At 70.9% G+C, this 21,062-nt stretch carries 18 protein-coding genes; 7 read left to right on the forward strand and 11 right to left on the reverse strand.

Going from position 1 to position 21,062, the window contains the following annotated elements; translation table 11 throughout:
• Positions 1-49 precede the first annotated feature (49 nt).
• The 5 genes from ACFY3C_RS34605 (at position 50) to ACFY3C_RS34625 (ending at position 6,244) form a co-directional block, all read left to right on the forward strand.
• Positions 50-1,561 carry an MFS transporter gene (locus ACFY3C_RS34605; RefSeq protein ID WP_390773616.1) on the forward strand — a complete coding sequence of 504 codons (1,512 nt, stop codon included), beginning with the start codon at positions 50-52 and terminating at the stop codon, positions 1,559-1,561.
• Positions 1,562-1,743: 182 nt separating this feature from the next.
• Complete coding sequence (locus ACFY3C_RS34610; RefSeq protein WP_386573346.1) at positions 1,744-2,505, forward strand: DeoR/GlpR family DNA-binding transcription regulator; 762 nt, start codon at positions 1,744-1,746, stop codon at positions 2,503-2,505.
• Positions 2,502-3,449, forward strand: a complete 948-nt coding sequence (gene pfkB, locus ACFY3C_RS34615) for a 1-phosphofructokinase (protein WP_386573345.1) — start codon at positions 2,502-2,504, stop codon at positions 3,447-3,449. Before ACFY3C_RS34610 ends, pfkB begins: the two co-directional genes overlap by 4 nt.
• A gap of 325 nt (positions 3,450-3,774) precedes the next feature.
• Positions 3,775-5,901, forward strand: a complete 2,127-nt coding sequence (locus tag ACFY3C_RS34620; protein WP_390773617.1) for a fructose-specific PTS transporter subunit EIIC — start codon at positions 3,775-3,777, stop codon at positions 5,899-5,901.
• Between the two features lie 112 nt (positions 5,902-6,013).
• Positions 6,014-6,244 carry a hypothetical protein gene (locus ACFY3C_RS34625; protein ID WP_386573342.1) on the forward strand — a complete coding sequence of 77 codons (231 nt, stop codon included), beginning with the start codon at positions 6,014-6,016 and terminating at the stop codon, positions 6,242-6,244.
• Positions 6,245-6,275: 31 nt separating this feature from the next.
• Here ACFY3C_RS34625 and ACFY3C_RS34630 read toward each other — a convergent pair whose 3' ends face one another.
• The 4 genes from ACFY3C_RS34630 to ACFY3C_RS34645 all read right to left on the reverse strand — a co-directional run bounded on the left by ACFY3C_RS34630 (position 6,276) and on the right by ACFY3C_RS34645 (position 10,877).
• Positions 6,276-7,022 carry a DUF6227 family protein gene (locus tag ACFY3C_RS34630; protein WP_390773618.1) on the reverse strand — a complete coding sequence of 249 codons (747 nt, stop codon included), beginning with the start codon at positions 7,020-7,022 and terminating at the stop codon, positions 6,276-6,278.
• Between the two features lie 157 nt (positions 7,023-7,179).
• On the reverse strand, positions 7,180-8,400 hold the full coding sequence (locus ACFY3C_RS34635) for an Ig-like domain-containing protein (protein ID WP_390773619.1): 1,221 nt from the start codon (positions 8,398-8,400) through the stop codon (positions 7,180-7,182).
• A gap of 160 nt (positions 8,401-8,560) precedes the next feature.
• Entirely contained in the window at positions 8,561-9,601 is a 1,041-nt protein-coding gene (locus tag ACFY3C_RS34640) for a P1 family peptidase (protein WP_390773620.1), read from the reverse strand.
• 40 nt (positions 9,602-9,641) lie between these two features.
• A complete protein-coding gene (locus tag ACFY3C_RS34645; RefSeq protein ID WP_390773621.1) occupies positions 9,642-10,877 on the reverse strand; it encodes a low temperature requirement protein A in 1,236 nt (411 codons plus the stop codon).
• Positions 10,878-11,013: 136 nt separating this feature from the next.
• Here ACFY3C_RS34645 and ACFY3C_RS34650 point away from each other — a divergent pair, with 136 nt between their 5' ends.
• A complete protein-coding gene (locus tag ACFY3C_RS34650) occupies positions 11,014-11,190 on the forward strand; it encodes a hypothetical protein (RefSeq protein WP_386573335.1) in 177 nt (58 codons plus the stop codon).
• A gap of 19 nt (positions 11,191-11,209) precedes the next feature.
• Here ACFY3C_RS34650 and mscL read toward each other — a convergent pair whose 3' ends face one another.
• The 6 genes from mscL to ACFY3C_RS34680 all read right to left on the reverse strand — a co-directional run bounded on the left by mscL (position 11,210) and on the right by ACFY3C_RS34680 (position 17,319).
• On the reverse strand, positions 11,210-11,668 hold the full coding sequence (gene mscL, locus ACFY3C_RS34655; protein WP_389176139.1) for a large conductance mechanosensitive channel protein MscL: 459 nt from the start codon (positions 11,666-11,668) through the stop codon (positions 11,210-11,212).
• A gap of 138 nt (positions 11,669-11,806) precedes the next feature.
• Complete coding sequence (locus tag ACFY3C_RS34660; protein ID WP_386573332.1) at positions 11,807-12,379, reverse strand: hypothetical protein; 573 nt, start codon at positions 12,377-12,379, stop codon at positions 11,807-11,809.
• A gap of 310 nt (positions 12,380-12,689) precedes the next feature.
• Entirely contained in the window at positions 12,690-13,523 is an 834-nt protein-coding gene (locus ACFY3C_RS34665; RefSeq protein WP_390773622.1) for an S-methyl-5'-thioadenosine phosphorylase, read from the reverse strand.
• A 102-nt stretch (positions 13,524-13,625) separates the two neighbouring features.
• On the reverse strand, positions 13,626-13,940 hold the full coding sequence (locus ACFY3C_RS34670) for an FmdB family zinc ribbon protein (RefSeq protein WP_390773623.1): 315 nt from the start codon (positions 13,938-13,940) through the stop codon (positions 13,626-13,628).
• 198 nt (positions 13,941-14,138) lie between these two features.
• The gene (locus tag ACFY3C_RS34675; protein ID WP_386573327.1) at positions 14,139-15,443 is read right to left on the reverse strand and encodes an MFS transporter; all 1,305 of its coding nucleotides are present in this window, start codon (positions 15,441-15,443) and stop codon (positions 14,139-14,141) included.
• Between the two features lie 298 nt (positions 15,444-15,741).
• Positions 15,742-17,319, reverse strand: coding sequence for a potassium/proton antiporter (locus ACFY3C_RS34680; protein ID WP_390773624.1), 1,578 nt, complete (start codon positions 17,317-17,319; stop codon positions 15,742-15,744).
• Positions 17,320-17,514: 195 nt separating this feature from the next.
• On the opposite strand from ACFY3C_RS34680, the gene ACFY3C_RS34685 reads away from it, so the two are divergent.
• Positions 17,515-20,274 carry a penicillin acylase family protein gene (locus tag ACFY3C_RS34685; protein ID WP_390773625.1) on the forward strand — a complete coding sequence of 920 codons (2,760 nt, stop codon included), beginning with the start codon at positions 17,515-17,517 and terminating at the stop codon, positions 20,272-20,274.
• Positions 20,275-20,362: 88 nt separating this feature from the next.
• Here ACFY3C_RS34685 and ACFY3C_RS34690 read toward each other — a convergent pair whose 3' ends face one another.
• Positions 20,363-20,944: a 5-formyltetrahydrofolate cyclo-ligase gene (locus ACFY3C_RS34690; RefSeq protein WP_390773626.1), complete on the reverse strand. Its 582-nt coding sequence runs from the start codon at positions 20,942-20,944 to the stop codon at positions 20,363-20,365.
• Between the last annotated feature and the right edge of the window lie 118 nt (positions 20,945-21,062).

The raw sequence follows: 21,062 nt of genomic DNA on the forward strand, positions 1-21,062 counted from the left end.
CCGCACAACTAGGACACGATCTGACCTAATGCGGTCCTAGCTTGTACGCATGACCTCCACGGAACAGACCCTCAGCGCACAGCAGACCCCGGGCGACCGCCGCCGGTGGTTCGCGCTCGCGATCGTGATGACCGCGGCCTTCATGGACCTCGTCGACGTCACGATCGTCAACATCGCGATCCCCTCGATCCGGCACGACGAGGGCGCCACCTTCAGCCAGATCCAGTGGATAACCGCGGGCTACGCCCTGGCCTTCGCCGCCGGCCTGATCACCGGCGGCCGTCTCGGCGACATCCACGGCCGCCGCCGGCTGTTCCTCATCGGCATCGGCGGCTTCACCCTGGCCTCCGCCCTGTGCGGCTTCGCCGCGAACCCGGAGATGCTGGTCGCCTCCCGCATCCTGCAGGGCGGCATGGCGGCGATGATGGTCCCGCAGGTCCTGTCGATCGTGCACGCCACCTTCCCCGCCCACGAGCGCGGCAAGGTCTTCGGTCTCTTCGGCGCGATCGTCGGCCTGGGCGCCGTCTCCGGCCCGCTGCTCGGCGCCCTGCTGACGGAGTGGAACCTGTTCGGGCTGGAGTGGCGCCCGATCTTCCTGATCAACCTCCCCGTGGGCGTCGTCGCCTTCCTCCTCGGCCGCCGCTACATCAGCGAGTCCCGCGCCCCGAAGGCGCTGAAGCTGGACCTCGTCGGCGTCGCCCTGGTGATCCTGGGCCTGCTGATGCTGCTCTACCCGCTCACCCGGGGCCGCGAGCTGGGCTGGCCGCTGTGGGGGTACGTCTCGATGGCCGGCGCGTTCGGTGTCTTCGCGGCGCTGGTGGCGTACGAGCGGCGCAAGGCGGCCCGGGACGGTTCCCCGCTGATCGAGCTGTCGCTGTTCCGTGTGAAGAGCTTCGCCGCCGGTATCGCCGTGCAGACCGTCTTCGGTGTCGCGCTCGGCATCTTCTTCCTGGTCTGGACGCTGTACATGCAGGTCGGGCTGGGCTGGACCCCGCTGCGGGCGGGCCTGACGGGCGTGCCGTTCTCGCTCGCGGTCTCGACGGCGGCCGGCATGTCCGTGCAGAAGCTGGTCCCGCGCTTCGGCCGCAAGGTGCTCCAGGCGGGCGCGCTGGTGATGGCCGTGGGCGTCCTCGTCTACATCTGGGAGTCGCACCGCTACGGCCTCGCCATCGCCTCCTGGCAGATGGCCCTCCCGCTGGTCGTCATGGGCGCCGGCATGGGCCTGATCGTGGCCCCGCTGACGGACGCGGTGCTCTCGGAGGTGCCGCGCGAGCACGCCGGTTCCGCGTCCGGCCTGATCAACACCGTGCAGCAGATGGGCAACGCGCTCGGCCTCGGGCTGGTCTCGGTGGTGTTCTTCGGTGTGATCGGCGACCGGCTGACGCGCGCCGAGGTGGGCCCGGCGTACGTCCACGGCTTCGAGCACGCGCTGTGGTGGGTGGCCGGTGTGCTGGGCGTGATCTTCCTGCTGATGTCCGCCCTGCCGAAGCATCCGGCGCAGCACGTGGAGGGCGCGTCCGACGCTCCGGCGGTGGAGAGGGAGCCCGAGCTGGTGTCCTGACCAGGCAGGAGGCGGCCCGGTACCGACCAGGTACCGGGCCTTTCTGCTGCCCGGTCCTGTCCGGACAGAAGCGGAAGTCCGTTCATGCCCGATTGTGGCCCGAACCTGTTTACTTCCCGGAAATCGGGGCGTATTCTCGCGGTGAAACCACACGTTCGGGCATGAGTCGGAGGCGAACGGACATGTACGCACCGGAGCGGCAGCAGGAGATCCTCCGGATCGCCCGTGACGGCGGCCGGGTGGACGTGCTGTCGCTGGCCGAGGAGTTCCAGGTCACGGCGGAGACGATCCGCCGGGATCTGAAGGCCCTCGACCGCGCGGGCCTCGTCCGCCGGGTGCACGGCGGTGCCATCCCGGTCGGCCGCCTCGACTTCGAGCCGGACCTCGCCGAACGCGAGTCCACCGCCGCCGACGAGAAGGACCGCATCGCCAAGGCGGCCCTCGCCGAGCTGCCCGTCGAGGGCACGATGGTCCTCGACGCCGGCACGACGGTGGCGCGGATGGCCGCGGCCATCCCGCTGGAGGCCTCCCTCACCGTCGTCACGCACAGCCTGCCGATCGCCGCCCGCCTCGCCGACCACCCGGGCATCCAGCTCCACCTGGTCGGAGGGCGCGTCCGGCACCGTACGCGCGCCGCCGTGGACGCCTGGGCACTGCGCGCGTACGGCGAGATCCGCGCCGACGTCCTGTTCGTCGCCGCCAACGGCTTCTCCGCCGCGCACGGTCTGACCACCCCCGACCTCGCCGAGGCCGCGGTCAAGCGCGCGGCCGTCGCCGCCGCCCGCCGTGTCGTCCTCCTCGCCGACTCCTCCAAGCACGGCCAGGAGCACTTCGCCCGCTTCGGCGACCTGAGCGACGTGGACCTGCTGATCACCGACAGCGGGCTGAGTCCCGAAGACGCCGCCGTGATCGAGCGCGGCGGCACGGAAGTAGTGCGCGCATGATCCTCACCGTCACCCCCAACCCGTCCCTCGACCGCACCTACGAGGTCCAGGCCCTCAAGCGCGGCGAGGTCATCCGCGCCGAGACCGAGCGCATGGACCCCGGAGGCAAGGGCGTGAACGTCTCGCGCGCCGTCGCGGCCGCCGGCCGGCGCACGGTCGCCGTACTTCCCCTGGGCGGCGCGCCGGGTGCGCTCGTCGCCGATCTGCTCGACGCGCAGGGCATCGAGGTCGCGCCGGTCCCGGTCGCCGGAGCCACCCGCTCGAACATCGCGCTCGCGGAGGCGGACGGGGTGCTCACGAAGATCAACGCGCCGGGCCCCGAGCTGTCCCCGGCCGAACAGGAGCTGCTCCTGGACACCGTCCGCGAGCAGTCCCGCGACGCGGACTGGATCGCGTGCTGCGGGAGCCTGCCCCGGGGTCTCGCACCCGCCTGGTACGCCGACGTCGTCACACGTGCGCACGCCGGCGGCGCGCGCATCGCGCTCGACACCTCGGGGCGCGCGCTCCTGGAGGCGCTGCGCGCCCGGCCCGACGTGGTGAAGCCGAACGCCGAGGAGCTGGCGGAAGCCGTCGGGCGCCCCCTGGCGACGGTGGGCGACGCGGTGAAGGCGGCCGAGGAACTGCGCGAGATGGGCGCACGCGCCGTGCTCGCGAGCCTGGGCGCCGACGGGCAGTTGCTCGTGGACGACGCGGGCGCCTGGTTCGGCAGTGCGCACGTGGACGCCGTACGCAGCAACGTGGGCGCCGGCGACTCCTCCCTCGCGGGCTTCCTGATCGCCGGCGGCCGCGGCCCGGAGGCCCTCGCCTCCGCCGTCGCCCACGGCGCCGCCGCCGTCCAGCTCCCCGGCAGCGTGATGCCGACCCCCGCCGACCTGGACCCGGCCGCGGTGACGGTCACGGCCGACATCCCGGTCGACCGCGAACTGACGGAGCCGGTGTCATGAACTCGATCGTGCTGCGTGGTACACGCCCTGGAACCCGGCATCTGGGCGCACGCCCCGTGCCCGCGCGCCCGATGCCCACACGCCCGGACACACCCACCCCACCGGCCCCCAAGCGGCGGCGCGCCCCATTACTCGCCGCCTCAGCGGGCCGGCAGGACGCCCCGATCCGCCCTGCCACCCCGGGGTCCTGTCGTCTGACAGGGCCCAGGAGGCGAGGTCTCCCCGTCCCCGCCTCCGCCCACCCCGCCGCCTCCCCCCACAGCACCCCCGTCCCCACCTCCGCCCACCCCACTCCCCGGGCGATACGCGTGCATAGGAGCCCGCGATGAGCGACATGATCACCGCGGACCTGGTCGACCTCGACCTGTCCGCCGATACCAAGGAAGCGGCGGCGCGCGCCCTCGCCGAGCGCATGGTGGCCCAGGGCCGGGTGACCGACCTGGAGGGCTTCCTCGCCGACGTGGCCGCCCGTGAGGCCCAGATGCCGACCGGCCTCGACGGCGGCATCGGCATCCCGCACTGCCGCAGCGCCCATGTCACCGAGCCGACGCTCGCCTTCGGCCGCAGCGCCGCCGGCATCGACTTCGGCGCCCCGGACGGTCCCGCCGACCTGATCTTCCTGATCGCGGCCCCGGCCGGCGCCGACGACGCCCACCTGACGATCCTCTCCGCCCTGGCCCGGCAGCTGATGAACACCGAGTTCACGGACGCGCTGCGGTCGGCGGGCGACGCGGGGACGGCGGCGGCGCTGATCCGCGGGGACGAGGCACCGGCGACTGCGGACAGCGCGTCCGCCGGTGCACAGGCGTCCGAGGACGCCTCCGAAGACTCCGCTGCGACGCCGGTGGCGGCCTCCGCCGGCGCCGCAGCGGGCAGCACGGCCCCGGCGCCGGGTGCGGCCACCGAGAGTGGTTCCGCCCCGGCGCCGGGCGCCACGGGAACGGGCGAACGCCCCTTCCGTATCGTCGCGGTCACCTCCTGCCCGACCGGCATCGCCCACACCTACATGGCGGCCGAGTCCCTGGAGAACGCGGGCCACGAGGCGGGCGTCGAGGTCGTCGTCGAGACACAGGGCTCGGCCGGCTTCACCCGGCTCGACCCGGCGGTGATCGCGGCGGCGGACGGCGTGATCTTCGCGCACGACGTCCCCGTACGCGACAAGGACCGCTTCGCGGGCAAGCCGACGGTCGACGTCGGCGTGAAGGCGGGCATCAACCGCCCCGCCGAGCTGATCTCCGAGGTGCGCGGCAAGGCCGAGCGCGGCGAGGTCACCGCGGGCGCCGCTCATGGGACGCCCGTCGAGCGCGCGGGCGACTCCACCGAGGGCTACGGCACCAAGCTCCGCAAGTGGCTGATGTCCGGCGTCAGCTACATGGTCCCGTTCGTCGCGGCCGGCGGTCTGCTCATCGCCCTCGGCTTCGCGATCGGCGGCTGGAAGGTCAACAAGGCGCCGTCGGTCATGGACCACTTCGTGTGGACCCAGACGGGCAGTTGGGGCGCGCTGCTGTTCCAGATCGGCGTGGTGTCCTTCGGCTTCCTCGTCCCGGTCCTGGCCGGCTACATCGCCTACGGCATGGCGGACCGCCCCGGTCTCGTCCCCGGCTTCGTCGGCGGCTCGATCGCCCTCACCATCAACGCCGGCTTCCTCGGCGGTCTGGCGGCCGGTCTGATCGCCGGTGGCGTGGTGATGGCGATCCAGAAGGTCAACATCCCGGCGGCGTTGCGCGGCATCATGCCGGTGGTGGTGATCCCGCTGATCTCCTCGGCGATCGTCGGGTTCCTGATGTTCGTCGTGATCGGCAAGCCCATCGCGTCCGCCCAGAAGGGCCTGACCGACTGGCTCAACGGCCTCACCGGCACCAACGCCATCCTGCTCGGCGCCCTGCTCGGCCTGATGATGTGCTTCGACCTGGGCGGCCCGGTCAACAAGGTGGCCTACACCTTCGCCACGGCGGGCATCGCGGTCGCCAGCCCGAGCGACTCCGCGATGAAGATCATGGCCGCGGTGATGGCGGCCGGCATGGTCCCGCCGCTGGCGATGGCCCTGGCCACGACGGTCCGCGGCAAGCTCTTCACCCAGACCGAGCGCGAGAACGGCAAGGCCGCCTGGGTGCTGGGCGCCTCCTTCATCTCCGAGGGCGCGATCCCGTTCGCCGCGGCGGACCCGCTGCGGGTCATCCCGTCCGCCATGGTGGGCGGCGCGATCACCGGCGCGCTGTCGATGGGCTTCGGCGCCACCCTGCGCGCCCCGCACGGCGGCATCTTCGTGGTCCCGCTGATCGGCAACCCGTTCCTCTACCTGATCGCCATCGCGGTCGGCGTGTGCGTCAGCGCGGCCCTGGTCGTCCTCCTCAAGGGCATGCGCAAGCAGGCCCCGGAGACCACGGCCACGGACCCGGCCGCGGGCCCGGCCACGGCGTCGAAGGAGGCGAAGCAGCCCGTCGCCGCCTGACGGAGTTCCGCTACCTCTTGTCCCTTTGGTGAGCTGTGAGTTGTTCACGCCACCTGCGAGATACGTCACGGTCCGGGACCAAAGTCCCGGACCGTGGTGTCTACTGGACGGCATGCCTGAGCAAGTCTCGACTCTTCAAGTGATCGGCGTGACCGTCCTCACGCTGGCGGGCGTCGTCTGGGCCGTCGCGGTGACCCGCATCATGCGCCGCGCGCGCGTCGAGGCCGCTCTGTCGGCCTTCCCCCACCAGCGCTTCGGCCCTCCGCCGCAGGAGTACGTCGAACTGAGCGCGGCGGAACAGGACGCCTTCGCGGGCCTGGTACGACGACTCGGACGCCGCTGACGGAAGCGGGCACCGAGGCTGCTGTCGGCTCCTAGGCCCGCCGCGCCGCGCGCCGTTCCATGGCGTCCCGGGCCGCGTCCTCCGACGTGTAGACCTCGCACATGTGCCGGCCGTCGGGCGTCGCCGTGTGCTCGACCTCCCACAGGGAGACCTCCTGGCCGTCCGGCAGCAGGAACGCGTGCTCGTACAGCGCGAAGCTCAGGCCCGCGCGGCCGGTCCGTCCGGGCCGCCCGAACGCCTGGGTGATCTGATGCGCGGCCGCCGTCGCCAGCAGCGCCGCCGTCTCCGCGTCCGGGCGGTCGGGGTTCTCCGCGCGGCGCAGCAGCCGGCGCGCGTGGTCCGGCGAGTCGTCCGGGGCGTACACATGCCGGGGCCCGGGGATCGCCGACAGCTGCATCAGCACCGGCAGCTCGAAGTCCGGAGTGTCCGGCGGCAGCGCGAGCCGGGCGGTGGCCGTGTGCAGCTCCTCCTCGTCGACGTACACCTCGTGCTGTGCGTCGCCGCCCGGCACGAGGTTGTGGACCAGCTCCCACAGGGTCAGCGCCGAGCCGTCGGCGAGCAGCCAGGTGTGTCGGTACGTCTCACGGTGCAGCCCCGCGCTGTGGTGGGCGGAGTGCAGGGAACTGTCGTGCGCCAGGGCGCAGTCCAGCCGTCGTATGACCTCGTCGGGCAGCTCGAAGGAGTTCAGGGCACGACCGAGGAGCGCCTCGAGATGCTCCTCAGGAGACTCGGGCGACTCGGCTGGTTCGTACGCTGCTGTCTCGTACGGAACGCTCAAGGCTTCTCCCGGCGTTGCTGCATGTCACCTTGTGGGTGCATACCGTAGCCCCTCGGTCGGACATCATGTCCGGGAACCGAGAAAACGTATGCAGGGAAAACGTGAAGGCCGCGCGAGAAGTTCCCGCGCGGCCTCACGATCCGTCAGAAGCGGCCGGTCAGGCGGCACTTCCGGCAGTCCAGGCACTCCACGACATGTTCCAGCCATTGAGACCGTTGTCCGGGGACACCGTCTTGTCGGGGGAGTTCTTCACGATCACGACGTCACCGATGAGCGAGTTCTCGTAGAACCACTTGGCCGTCGTGTCGCCCTGCGCGCCCTGCACGTCCGCCAGGCCGACGCAGCCGTGGCTGGTGCCCTCCCGGCCGAACGGCGGGTTGCCCTTGTTGTACCAGTAGTTGCCGTGGATGAACGTGCCGGACGTCGTCAGGCGCATCGCGTGCGGCACGTCGGAGATGTCGTACTCCCCGCCGAAGCCGACCGTCGAGCCGTTCATACGGGTCTGCACGAACTTCTCGGAGATGACCATCTGCCCGTTGTACGTGGTGTGCTGCGGGCTGCCCGCGGAGATCGGCACCGACTTGAACGTCCTGCCGTCCCGCACCACCGTCATGGTCTGCGTGTTGGCGTCGACCGTGGAGACCTGCGAGCGCCCGATCGTGAAGGACACCGTCTTCTTCTGCACGCCGTAGACGCCGCTCGCGCCCTGCACCCCGTCCAGGTCGATCTTCATCGTGACCTTGGAGCCGGCCTTCCAGTACTCCTGCGGCCGGAAGTCGAGCCGCTGGTTCCCGAACCAGTGGCCGACCACCTGCTGACCACTGCTGGAGTTGACCGTGATGTGCGACTGCACGGCCTTCTTGTCGGTGATGCCCTTGTCGAAGGTGAACGACACCGGCATGCCCACACCGACCGTCGAGCCGTCGTCCGGCGTGTAGGTGCCGATGAAGCTGTTGGCCGAGCTGACGGTGGTGAAGATGGAGTTGGCCGCCGCCGTACGCCCGCTCGCGTCCTTCGCGGTCGCGGCGATCTCGTACTTCGTGCCGCGCTCCAGCTGCCCCTTCGGCTTCCAGCTGCTGCCGTCCGCCGATATCGCCCCCTGCACCGCCTGCCCCGACCCGGCCACGGTCATCTTCACGTCCGTCAGCTTGCCGCCGCTGACCTTCACGCCGGTCGCGTTGATCGAGGCGCCGGTCGAACCGTCCTTGGCCGAGATCACGACCTTCGCCGTCGACGTCTTGGGCGAGTCCTTGCCGCCCTTGCCGTCGTCGTTCGAGGCGTTGGCGCTGCCACCGCAGGCGGTCAGGGTCAGGGCGCCGACCACCAAGGCGGCACAGGCCCCCAGTACGCGCCGCGCTGCAATGTCCGGCGTTGTCACGGGCTGCTCCATGTTCGTGTGATGTGCGTGTTCCGTTCCAGTGCGTGATGAAAGAGGGCCCGGGCCAGGGGGGAGGTTCCCTCCGGATCCCGTTGACGTCATCACGTGACAGAACCGCGACAATCCATGGCTCAACCCGCGGCCCGACGGCCGCCGGGGCTCATCGCTGCCCGGACGACTCCCCGTACAACTCCCCGTACGACGGCCACACTCCACCCGGCCCGTCGACCGACCCGGCGGCGCGCACGGCGCGGACGATCGCGCGCGTCACGACGTCGGCGCCGGCCGCGAGGACGTCGTTGAGCGCCAGCGGGCCGTCGCCGTCGAGCGCGCGGGTGCCGGTCGCCAGCGCGAACACCGTGTCGCCGTCGTGCAGCAGGTGCACCGGCCGCACGGCGCGTGCGATGCCGTCGTGCGCCGTGCCCGCCATCTTCTGCACCTGCGCCTTGGTGAGGTCCGCGTCGGTCGCGACCACCGCGAGCGTCGTGTTCAGTGGCGGCGGCGCGTTCTTCGAGGCCACCTCGGCGAGGCGCCGACGCGCGGCCTCGTGCACGCGCTCCTCCGGGTACCGCACGCGCCCCTGGAACAACTCCCCGTACAGGACGCCCGTTTCCGGATCCAGCACCGACCCCGCCGCGTTCACCACCACCAGGGCGGCCACCGTGACCCCTGAGTCCAGCACCGCACTCGCGGTGCCCACCCCGCCCTTGAGCTGCCCCGCCACGGCGCCCGTACCGGCGCCCACACACCCCTCGTGCACGGCCGCGCCCCGCGTGCTCGCCGCGGCCGCCTCCACCGCCGCGCGCCCCGTCGCCGCGTCCGGCCGGGCGCGGAAGTCCCCGCCGCGCCCCAGATCGAAGACGCACGCGGCGGGCACCACCGGCACGACGTGCCCCGGGTCCGGCCCGACCCGCACCCCGCGCCCCTGCTCCTCGAGCCAGGCCATCACCCCGGAAGCGGCGTCGAGCCCGTAGGCGCTGCCTCCGGTCAGTACGACGGCGTCGACCTTCTGCACCACGTTGCGCGGGTCGAGGGCGTCGGTCTCCTTGGTGCCGGGGCCGCCCCCGCGCACGTCCACGGCGGCGACGGCGCCACCTTCGGGCGCGAGGACGACCGTGGTGCCGGTGAGCCAGCCGTCCCCGCTGCGGGTCGCGTGTCCCACCCGCAGCCCGGCGACATCCGTCAATGCGTCAACTGTCATGGGGCCAGTCTGGCCCAGCCCCAGGACGCGTCCGCGGGGTTCAGGCGGCCGGTGCCGTCTCGTTCGCACGCCGCTCGTGGGCGACCATGCGCGTCGTGAGCGTGACCCCGACCACCACCGCCGCCGCGGACACGAGCCCCGCGGCGAGCACCGCCCACTCGCCCAGGAAGGTGCAGCAGACCACCAGCAGCGCCGTGACCGGAAGCACCAGCTGCTGGCTGATGCCGACCTTGAAGTGCCGCGAGTGCAGCGCCCACACGGTCAGCAGGTACAGCGCCGTCGGCAGGGTCACGGCCGCCGAGGCGGACAGCGTCGAGATGTGCGCCTTGCCGACCACCTGTTCCACCGCCACCTCCAGGCCGGCGCCGATCGCCGCGACCGAGGCGAAGATCAGGTAGTGGCCGTAGCCCCAGAGGAACGCCTGTCTGCTGGAGCGCAGGTGACCGTGGATGGGCACCACGAAGTAGATCCACCACGCGGCGAAGACGATCAGCAGGCCGCCCGCCGCGATCGGCAGCAGCTCGCCCAGCGCGTCGTGCCCGTCCAGTGCCGACTTCACGGCGACCGTGGCCGCGGCGATCGTCTCGCCGAGCACGATGATCGTGAACAGGCCGTACCGCTCGGCGATGTGGTGCGGATGCCAGGACGTCACACGGGCCTTCTCCGCGTACACCGGCACGGCCAGCTCCGCGATCACCATCACCAGGAACACCCAGGGCCGGGCCGGCTCCGGCAGCAGGATCAGCCCCACCCAGCCGACCTGGCACAACAGCACACCGCACGCGTATCTGAGCGCCGTGGTCCGCTCCGGCCCCTCGGCCGATCGCGCCGCTCTCAGCCACTGCGCGACCATCGCCAGCCGCATGATCACGTAGCCGAGCCAGACGACCAGGTAGTCGTGGTGCTCGAACGCCCGGGAGACGCCCGCCGCCAGCACCAGCACACCGGCGATCTGGACCAGGGTGACCACGCGGTAGAGCGCGTCGTCGTTGTCGTACGCCGAGGCGAACCAGGTGAAGTTCATCCAGGCCCACCAGATGGCGAAGAACACCATCGCGTAGTTGATGATCCCGCTGCCCGCGTGCCCCTCGGCCACGGCGTGCACGAGTTGCACGCCGGCCTGTGCGATGGCCACCACGAAACACAGGTCGAAGAAGAGCTCCAGCGGGGAGGAGACCCGGTGCGCCTCGTCGCGCCTGCGAGCGGTGAGCCGCCGCAGGGGCCCGTGGGACTTGTGCGCACCCGAGGCGGGCGCCGGAGCGGAACTGGACGTCATGCCTCCCAGAACAGCAGAAATCCGCGACAAAATCTTGTGAAGGGATTCACAAATCTGCGGGGATTCGAAGTTCGGGAGAAACCTCCAGGTCAGAGGCTTCGCGGGGTCGCCCGGGCCGGGGCCGTACCCTGGGGACATGAGCACTGCCCCCGAACCCGAGCCGCGCGACCCCAAGCCCGCGCTGATCTTCGACGACCCGCTGAGCCAGCAGTCCTCGGACGACACCGACCGCGGGTGGGGCGAGCGCCCGGACGGCGACAGCGCCGCCGACCTGAAGCGCTTCCTCGACGAGAAGCCGCCCCACCACCTCTGAGCGGCCCGCGGGAGCGCCGCTAGCGCTCGTCGTGCCCCGACCCGCGCTGGGCGACCAGCGCGTCGCGGATCTCCTTGAGGACCTCCAGCTCGGTCACCTCGATGATCTCGTGCGTGCCCTCCTTCGCCTTCCGGCGGGCCTCCACCCGGGACAGGTACTTCGCCATCGGCAGGACCATCAGGAAGTACACGACGGCCGCGGTGATCACGAAGCTCAGCGTCGCGCCGAGGACCGAGCCCCACATCAGCTGGATGCCCTGGTCGCCCTTGCAGCTGCTGCTCAGGCACGCGCTGTAGATGTCCAGGTTCTGCGTGCCGATCGCGCCCACCAGCGGGTTGATGAGCCCCTTCACCACCGAGTTGACGATGTTGGTGAAAGCGGCGCCGATGACCACCGCGACTGCCAGATCGACGACGTTGCCGCGCATCAGGAAGGCCTTGAAGCCCTGCCAGATGCTCGGTTCCTTCTTCGCGTTCACCTCGGGGACTCTCCTCGCGTGCACAGGGTGTGGAACGAAACGCTCCGCAACCTACGGCACGGTGCGGCCATTGTGTCCAATTCCGTAGCTCGGTCGAAGGGGTCGACGGCGGGTCGCAGAGACATCGGCCGAGGTGGCTCAGCACAGCGTCACCGCCAGCCGTGCGGTGGCGCTCGCGCCCACGAGCCGCGCCGCCGTGGTGCGCGGCACCGACAGCACGACCAGCGCCCCGCTCTCGGACGCACCCTCCAGCGGCTCCGGCACCCTCGTCACCCGCACACCCCGCGCGAGCACCCGGGCGCCGCCTCCGGCCGACGGATCCTCGGCCGCGATGACGTCGACGCGGTCGCCGGGCCGGAGCAGCCGGACGGTGGCGGCGTCCGAGATCCGCACCGGCGCCGTCACCATGTCCACCGCTCCGTGCCGTCGTGCGGGTTCCGTGACCGGGTGCCCGCGGACCCGTTCGGCGCGGTGGGGTTCGGTCGTGCTCCGCGGCCCCGCCGCCACGAGCGCGGCCGCGGTCACGGCGAGGCCGGCCGCGAGAGCCCGCCTGCGATGCCGTACCAGCCGCTGCAACTGATACCGCCCGCCGCGCACGCGCACCGGGGCGAAGGGCGGGACCTCGCAGGTCGCCGGGGCGTCGGTGCCGAGGGGACGCGGGAGGCGGAGGGGAGGCGCGGCCGGACTGGGGGACGACGAGGTCAAGGGCATGGGGATCACCGCCTGCGACGAGGGGATTTCGGCTTGCCCTGCCACGATGACGCCTCGCGCCGAAGCCCGCCGGAGCCGGTGGACTACTGCGGGGTTGTGGACAACTCACCCACCCGAACGGGGACTTCCGGCCGCCCCGTCCCTCGTGTCGAGCCATCCCTCGTGTCGCCCCGTGCCTCGCCTGGCCCCGTTCCCCGCCTCGTTCCCGGCGCCGACCCGTTCTTCGCGTCGACCCGTTCCCCGCGTCGACCCGTCCGCGTCGACCCGTCCCTCGCGTCGAGCAGTTCCCCGCCTCGCCCCGTTCCTCCCGCTACGGCAGTTCGAAGCCCGGGTCCATCCCGCCGAGGGCGTTCTTGCAGAGGCAGTCCCGCGCCCCGGTCTCCGGCAGTGCCGCCACCGCGTCGAACAGCACGCCGCGCAACCGGTCCACGTTGGCCGCGAACACCTGCAGCACCTCCTCGTGGGAGACCCCCTCGCCGGTCTCGGCACCGGCGTCCAGGTCGGTGACCAGGGCCAGCGACGTGTAGCAGAGCTCCAGTTCACGGGCGAGCGCCGCCTCGGGGTGGCCGGTCATGCCCACCACGGACCAGCCCTGAGCCTGATGCCACAACGATTCGGCGCGGGTCGAGAAGCGCGGCCCCTCGACCACGACCAGCGTGCCGCCGTCCACCGGTTCCCAGTCCCGTCCGTGCGCCGCCTTCAGCGCGGCAGCCCGGCCGGCGGGGCAGTAGGGGTCGGCCATGGACACGTGCACGACGTTGGGCACCGTGCCGTCGGGCAGCGGCAGCCCGTCGAAGTACGTCTGGACCCTGACCTTCGTACGGTCCACCAGCTGGTCCGGCACGAGCAGGGTGCCGGGGCCGTACTCGGCGCGCAGACCGCCGACCGCGCACGGGCCGAGGACCTGCCGGACGCCGACCGAGCGCAGCGCCCAGAGGTTGGCGCGGTAGTTGATGCGGTGCGGTGGCAGGTGGTGGCCGCGGCCGTGCCGGGGCAGGAAGGCGACCCGCCGGCCGGCGATCTCGCCGAGGAAGAGGGAGTCGCTGGGCTGCCCGTAGGGGGTGTCCACCTGGACCTCGGTCACGTCGTCGAGGAACGAGTAGAAGCCCGACCCGCCGATTACACCGATCTCTGCGTTCGCCATGACGAGCACATTAGCTGGCTGCGGAAAGCCGGGGGAGCCGGTGCCCGAGTACACCTGAGGCCCTGCCGTCACGCGCGACGGCAGGGCCCGGGGAGTGAGATCTCAGGCCGCGGAGCTGCTGCTCGACGAGCCCGACGAAGACGAGGACGCCGAGGACGACGTGGACGCCGACGAGGACGACTTCGAGTCGGACGACGAGGAGCCGGACGACTTCGTCGCCGGGCTGCTGCTCGACGTGGAGCCGCGGGAGTCGTTGCGGTAGAAGCCGGAGCCCTTGAAGACGATGCCGACCGCGGAGAACACCTTCTTCAGGCGGCCACCGCAGTTGGGGCACTCGGTCAGGGCGTCATCGGTGAACTTCTGAACCGCCTCGAGGCCCTCGCCGCACTCGGTGCACTGGTACTGGTAGGTCGGCACTGTCTTCCTCCTGGCACTCTCACTCGATGAGTGCTAACGATCGTCCATATTAACCCGTGCGGCCAGCGAACGGAGTAACGTACGTCACCTGCCCACGGGCAGCGGTCAGGGCTTGACCGTCATGAGGGCCTCGTGCCCAAGTGAGGAGCCGCTTGGCGGCGGAGTCACAGTGACGTATTCCCGGGTTTTTTCGACACGTCACATCTCACCGATCGCGACAGGCTCGCGATGGGCCGCGCCGCGCGTGACCACCTTGGTCGCGCGCGGCGGCACCAGCCGCGAACGCAGCGCCGCCAGGGTCGCCAGAGCCAGCAGTGTGCCGGCCATCGGCACCAGGAAACCGGCACCACCCCACAGGCGGTCCTCCAGCTGTCCGGCGACCGTGACGGCGGCCGCCTGACCGAGCGCGACGGCGCCGGTCAGCCAGGTGAACGCCTCGGTGCGGGCCTCGGCCGGCACCAGGCCCTCGACCAGTGTGTAGCCGGTGATCAGGGCTGGTGCGATGCACATGCCGACCAGCAGGCCGAGACCGGCCAGCAGGAGCACCGAGTGCGCCGTCCACAGCGCGGACGCGGTCAGCGCGAGCGCGGCGTAGCCGAGGACCAGGCGGCGCTGCGGGGCGGCCTTCCAGGCGATCGCGCCGCAGACGATGCCGGAGAGCATGTTGCCGGCGGCGAAGGTGCCGTAGAGGACACCGTTGAGGCCGGGCTCGCCGATCGACTCGGTGAACGCCGCCAGCGACACCTGCATGCCGCCGAAGACCGACCCGATGCCCAGGAAGGTCACCACCAGCACCCGGACGCCCGGGACGCGCAGGGCGGAGGCGTGCTGCACGCGCGCGTGCCCGCTCTCGCCGGACACCGACGGCTGCGTGCTCTTCTGCGCGGCGAACAGCAGACCGCCGACGAGCGTCAGCGCGGCCTCGGTCACCAGGCCCGCGGACGGGGTGACGGCGGTGCACAGCGCGGTCGCCAGCAGGGGCCCGAAGACAAAGGTCAGCTCGTCCGTGACGGACTCGAAGGCCGCCGCGGTGGTCATCAGGGGCGAGCCCTGGAGCTTCACGCCCCAGCGTGCACGCACCATGGGGCCGACCTGCGGGACCGAGGCGCCGGTCGGCACGGCCGCCACGAACAGCGCCCACAGGGGCGCGTGCGCCAGCGCGAGCGCCGTCAAGGTCAGGCCGGACAGCGCGTGCACCAGGACACCCGGGATCAGGACGGCGCGCTGTCCGTAACGGTCGGCGAGGCGGCCGCTGTACGGCGCGAACAGCGCCATGGAGACACCAGTGGCGGCCGCGGCGGCGCCCGCGGCGCCGTACGAGCCGGTGGTGTGCTGCACGAGCAGCACGATGGAGATGGTGAGCATCGCGAACGGCTGGCGCGCCGCGAAGCCGGGGAGCAGGAACGTCCAGGCGCCGCGGGTGCGCAGCAGCTGTCCGTATCCCGGGCGGGAAGAGGCCGGCGAGGTCGTCTCCGGTGCGGTGGTGGTGACCGTGGATCCCACGGCCGTGCCTTTCTGCCGCCTGGTAGCGCGGGCCCCGTTGTGGGCCCGGGCGCCGAGAGCTGTCCTCTTGCGCAAACTGCGGTAGATACCGGCGCCCACTGTGGGTGGGGGTGGCCCGGCCGCCATACGGTCGCGCCAGCTCTGCGTCAGGCAGAGTTGGTTCGATCAGGGTGCGCCTTCATCGTACAGGTGGCGCTACCTCGCCCACCTGTGAAAATGAGCACCATCCGTGGCGGTCACCTGTGATTACCGGAGGTGTGAACCGCACGAAACACCCCCTTAACGCGGGGCTGCCCGGTTAACGCGAGCTGCCCGGCCCGTCCATGCCCAGCCAGCCGGCCAGCTTGCCGCCGTAGGCGACCGCGCGCAGGCGCCGTTCCGCCGCGTCGCGCACGGGGTCGGTGGCGACCACAAGGAGTTCGTCCCCGTGCCGCAGCACCGTCGTGGGCAGCGGAACAAACGATTTTCCATCCCGGACGACGAGGGTGACGGCGGCGCCGGGCGGCAGCCGCAGCTCGTTGACCTCGACGCCGTGCATCCGGGAGCCCTCGGGGATCGAGACGGACAGCAGATGCCCGCGCAGCCGCTCCAGGGGTGCCGACTCGATGCCGAGGTCGGCGGCCTCGCCCTCCTCGCCGAGCCGCAGCGTGCGCGCCAGCCAGGGCAGGGTCGGCCCCTGCACGAGGGTGTAGACGACGACCAGCACGAAGACGATGTTGAAGATCCGATGACTGCCCGCGACGCCGTTCACCATGGGGATCGTCGCCAGGATGATGGGCACGGCGCCGCGCAGTCCCGCCCAGGACATCAGCGCCTGCTCCGGCCACGGCACCCGGAACGGGGCCAGGCTGAGGACGACGCTCAGCGGGCGGGCCACCATGGTCAGCGCGAGCCCGATGACGAGGGCCGGCCAGATGTCGTCGCCCAGCTCGTGCGGGGTGACGAGCAGGCCGAGCAGGACGAACATGCCGATCTGGGCGATCCAGCCGAGCCCCTCGGCGAAGCCGCGCGTGGCGGGCCAGTGCGGGAGCTTGGCGTTGCCGAGCACCATCGACGCCAGGTAGACGGCGAGGAAGCCGCTGCCGTGATCCAGTGCGCCGGCGGCGTAGGCCGTGACGGCGATCGCCAGCACGGCGATCGGGTAGAGGCCGGAGGCGGGCAGGGCGACGCGCTTGAGGGCCCAGGCCCCGAGCCAGCCCACCGTGAGACCCACGGCCGCGCCGATGGCCAGTTCCAGCGCTATCTCGCCGACCAGGGCGTACCAGTGCTCGACCGGGCCGGCCGTGGAGAAGGCGACGACCAGGATGACCACCGGGGCGTCGTTGAAACCGGACTCCGCCTCCAGCGTGCCCGCCACGCGCGCGGGGAGGGGGATCCTGCGCAGGACCGAGAAGACCGCCGCCGCGTCCGTCGAGGAGACCACCGCGCCGATGATGAGCGCCTGCCGCCAGTCCAGCCCGACCAGATAGTGCGCGCCCGCCGCGGTCGCGCCGACGCTGATCGCGACCCCCGCCAGCGCCAGCATGGAGGCGGACCCCAGGACCGGCCGGATCTCCTTCCACTTCGTGCCCAGACCGCCCTCGGCGAGGATCACGACCAGGGCCGCGTACCCGATGACCTGGGTCATCTCGGCGTTGTTGAAGTGGATGTTCCCGATGCCGTCCTGGCCCATGAGGACGCCGATCCCCAGGTAGACGAGCAGGCTGGGGAGCCCGCTGCGGGAGGAGATCCGGACGGCCGCGACGGCGACCAGGAGGACCAGGGAGCAGACGAGCAGGAGCTGGTCGAGGTGGTGAACGGTCAGCGGCGGTTCCCTTCCTCGGCTCGCGCGGGGGCGCGTGAGCTCACGTACACAAGACCCGAGGCTGCGGCGCACCGCACCCAAGTACTTCGTTACCTTACCTAACTCTTGACGTTTTCTTGACACTCGCCAGGGCAAGATCGAACGTCCGTGCGCGCCGGTTCCCGACTCCGCGTCAAGCGGCTCGGGGCCCTGCGCCTATGGTTGCTCCAGCGCTCATTCAAAGTCACAGCCCGACCTGCCGCTCGCGTTAGGACAGCAAGGACAGCGATGCCCCCCAACACCACCGCCACAACGGGTGACAAGCCCGGCAAGTCCGGCAGGAAGAAGGGGCGCAAAGCGCGACTTATCGTGCTGGTGCTCGTCCTGGCCCTCATCGGAGGCGTCGCCTACGGGGCTTACTGGTCGATCAGCACCGTTCGCGCCTCCTTCCCGCAGACCACAGGATCGATCACGCTCCAGGGCCTGTCGGGGCCCGTCGACGTCAAGCGGGACGGGAACGGCATCCCGCAGATCTACGCCTCGTCCGACGAGGACCTCTTCATGGCGCAGGGCTTCGTCCAGGCGCAGGACCGGTTCTACGAGATGGACGTGCGCCGGCACATGACCTCCGGACGCCTGTCGGAGATGTTCGGCAAGGGTCAGGTCAAGAGTGACGAGTTCCTGCGCACCCTCGGCTGGGACCGGATCGCCAAGGAGGAGTACGACACCAAGCTGTCGGCCTCCACGAAGAAGTACCTCGACGCCTACGCCAAGGGTGTCAACGCCTACCTTCAGGGCAAGGACGGCGAGGACATCTCCCTGGAGTACGCGGCTCTGGGCTTCACCAACGACTACAAGCCGGCGAAGTGGACCCCGGTCGACTCCGTCTCCTGGCTGAAGGCGATGGCCTGGGACCTGCGCGGCAACATGCAGGACGAGATCGACCGCGCCCTGATGACCAGCCGTCTGGGCCCGCAGCAGATCGAGGACCTGTACCCCGAGTACCCCTACGGCCGCAACAAGCCGATAGTCCAGGAGGGCCAGTACAGCGACGTGGCCAAGGCCTTCCAGCAGGGCGGCGCCACGAGCGGTTCTCAGGGCACGACCGGCACGACCGGCTCCTCCACCTCGTCCACGGCCGGTTCGGCCCTCACGAGCCAGCTGGCGGGCCTCTACAAGGTCCTGGACAACGTGCCCACCGCGGTCGGCGTGAACGGCCAGGGCATCGGCTCCAACTCCTGGGTCGTCGCCGGGAAGTACACCATCACCGGCAAGCCGCTGCTCGCCAACGACCCGCACCTGTCGGCGTCGCTGCCGTCCGTCTGGTACCAGATGGGCCTGCACTGCCGCACCGTCTCCAGCAAGTGCCAGTACGACGTCACCGGCTACACCTTCGCCGGCATGCCCGGCGTGATAATCGGCCACAACGGGGACATCGCCTGGGGCATGACCAACTCCGGGGTCGACGTCACCGACCTGTACCTGGAGAAGCTCAGCGGCAACGGCTACCTGTACGACGGCAAGGTCCGGCCCTTCAAGAGCCGCGAGGAGACCATCAAGGTCGCCGGCGGCAAGTCCAAGACCATCGTCGTACGCCAGACCGCCGACGGGATGCCGCTGCTGTCCGACCGTGACGACGAACTCGTCCAGGTCGGCAGGAAGGCCGCCGTCAACACCGCTGCGCCCGACCGCGGTGACGGCTACGGCATCGCCCTGAGGTGGACGGCGCTCGACCCGGGCACCTCCATGGACGCCGTGTTCGCCCTCGACAAGGCAGCCGACTGGAGCGACTTCCGCTCCGCCGCCGCCCTGTTCGACGTGCCCTCGCAGAACCTGGTCTACGCCAGCACGGACAACCACATCGGCTACACCCTGCCCGGCAGGATCCCCACCCGCTCCTCGGTGGACGACGGCTCCATCCCGGCGCCGGGATGGGACTCGAAGTACCGCTGGACCGGCTTCATCAAGCAGGACGAGCTGCCCTACGAGTACGACCCCGAGCGGGGCTACATCGTCACCGCCAATCAGGCTGTGGTCGACAAGGACAAGTACCCGTACACGCTCACCACGGACTGGGGCTACGGCACCCGCAGCCAGCGCATCACCGACCTGATCGAGTCCAAGATCAAGGGCACGGGCAAGATCTCCACCGACGACATGCGCCAGATGCAGGTGGACAACAGCAGCGAGATCGCCAAGCTGCTGGTGCCCAAGCTGCTGAAGATCAACCTCGACGACAAGAACGTCCGGGAGGCGCAGAAGCTGCTGGAGGGCTGGGACTACACCCAGGACGCCGACTCCGCGGCGGCCGCCTACTTCAACTCCGTGTGGCGCAACGTCCTCAAGCTCACGTTCGGCAACAAGCTCCCCAAGGAGCTGCGCGTCAAGGGCCAGTGCCTGTGGGTCGACAAGATCGACAACACCGGCCCGGTGGACGACGACGCGAAGGTCCGCGAGTGCGGCCAGCGCGACGCCGACCAGGCGCAGCCGGACGGCGGCGACCGCTGGTTCGAGGTCGTGCGCACGCTGATGGACAAGCCGGACAGCGACTGGTGGAAGACGCCCAAGTCGGGCACCCGCCCGGAGGCGAAGAACCGGGACCAGCTGTTCGCCCGCGCCATGATCGACGCCCGCTGGGAGCTGACCGCCAAGCTCGGCAAGGACATCGACACCTGGAGCTGGGGCCGGCTGCACCGCCTGTTCCTGAAGAACCAGACGCTCGGCACCGAAGGCCCCGAGTTCCTCCAGTACGTCCTCAACCGCGGTCCCTGGAAGCTCAGCGGCGGCGAGGCCACCGTCAACGCGACCGGCTGGAACGCCGCCGGCGGCTACGGCGTCGTCTGGGTGCCGTCGATGCGCATGGTCGTCAACCTCAAGGACCTCGACAAGTCCAAGTGGATCAACCTGACCGGAGCCTCCGGACACGCCTACAGCGCCCACTACACGGACCAGACCAGCAAGTGGGTCAAGGGCGAGCTGCTGCCCTGGTCGTTCTCGGACAAGGCGGTCGACGCGAGCACGAGCGACACACTCGTCCTCAAGCCGTGATCGGCTGACGCCAGGCCGAAGGGACGGGCCCCCTCCACGCGCGCGTGGAGGGGGCCCGTCCCGTTTGTGGACCAGGGGCCTCGCCCGCTCAGGAGCCTGTGAAGCGGCGCACACCCGACGGCGTCACCACCGCGTGCACCGGCTGATCGTGCGCCTCCTCCGGGACGCGTGCGACGACTTCCGTGTCGTACAGGAGCACCACGAGCGCGGGGCGCGCGCCCGCCCGCTCCAGACGCGCGAGCACCCGGTCGTACGACCCTCCGCCGCGCCCCAGGCGCATCCCGCGCGCGTCCACCGCGAGCCCGGGCAGCAGCACGACGTCCGCCGCGATCACGGCGTCCGGGCCGAGGCGCTCGCCGGAGGGCTCGAACAGGGCCATTTTTCCGCCATGTTGGATCCGCGCGAGGGAGCCCGGACCGGCGTACTCGCCCCAGTCCAGATCGTTGTCGGGCAGGAGCGCGGGGAGCAGGACGCGCACGCCCCGCGCGCGCAGCGCGTCCAGCAGGGCGAGCGTGCCGGGCTCGCTCCCGACGGAGACGTACGCCGCCACCGTGCGCGCACGCGCCAGTTCGGGCAGTTCAAGGGCGCGCTCGGCCAGCGTGTCGCCCGCCTCCCGTACGACATCCTCCGGCAACCTGTTCCTCACCGCGAGGAGCTCCCGTCGCAACATTCGCTTGTCAGGCTCGCTCGTGCGTCCGTCGTGTACCACTGGTCGTTCTTGCACCCTTCTTAATGCGCTCATATGAGGGCCAAATAACCGGAGCCACATATTCCTTACCAAAGGCACC

The sequence above is a fragment of the Streptomyces sp. NPDC001410 genome, assembly GCF_042895235.1.
GTDB lineage: Bacteria > Actinomycetota > Actinomycetes > Streptomycetales > Streptomycetaceae > Streptomyces.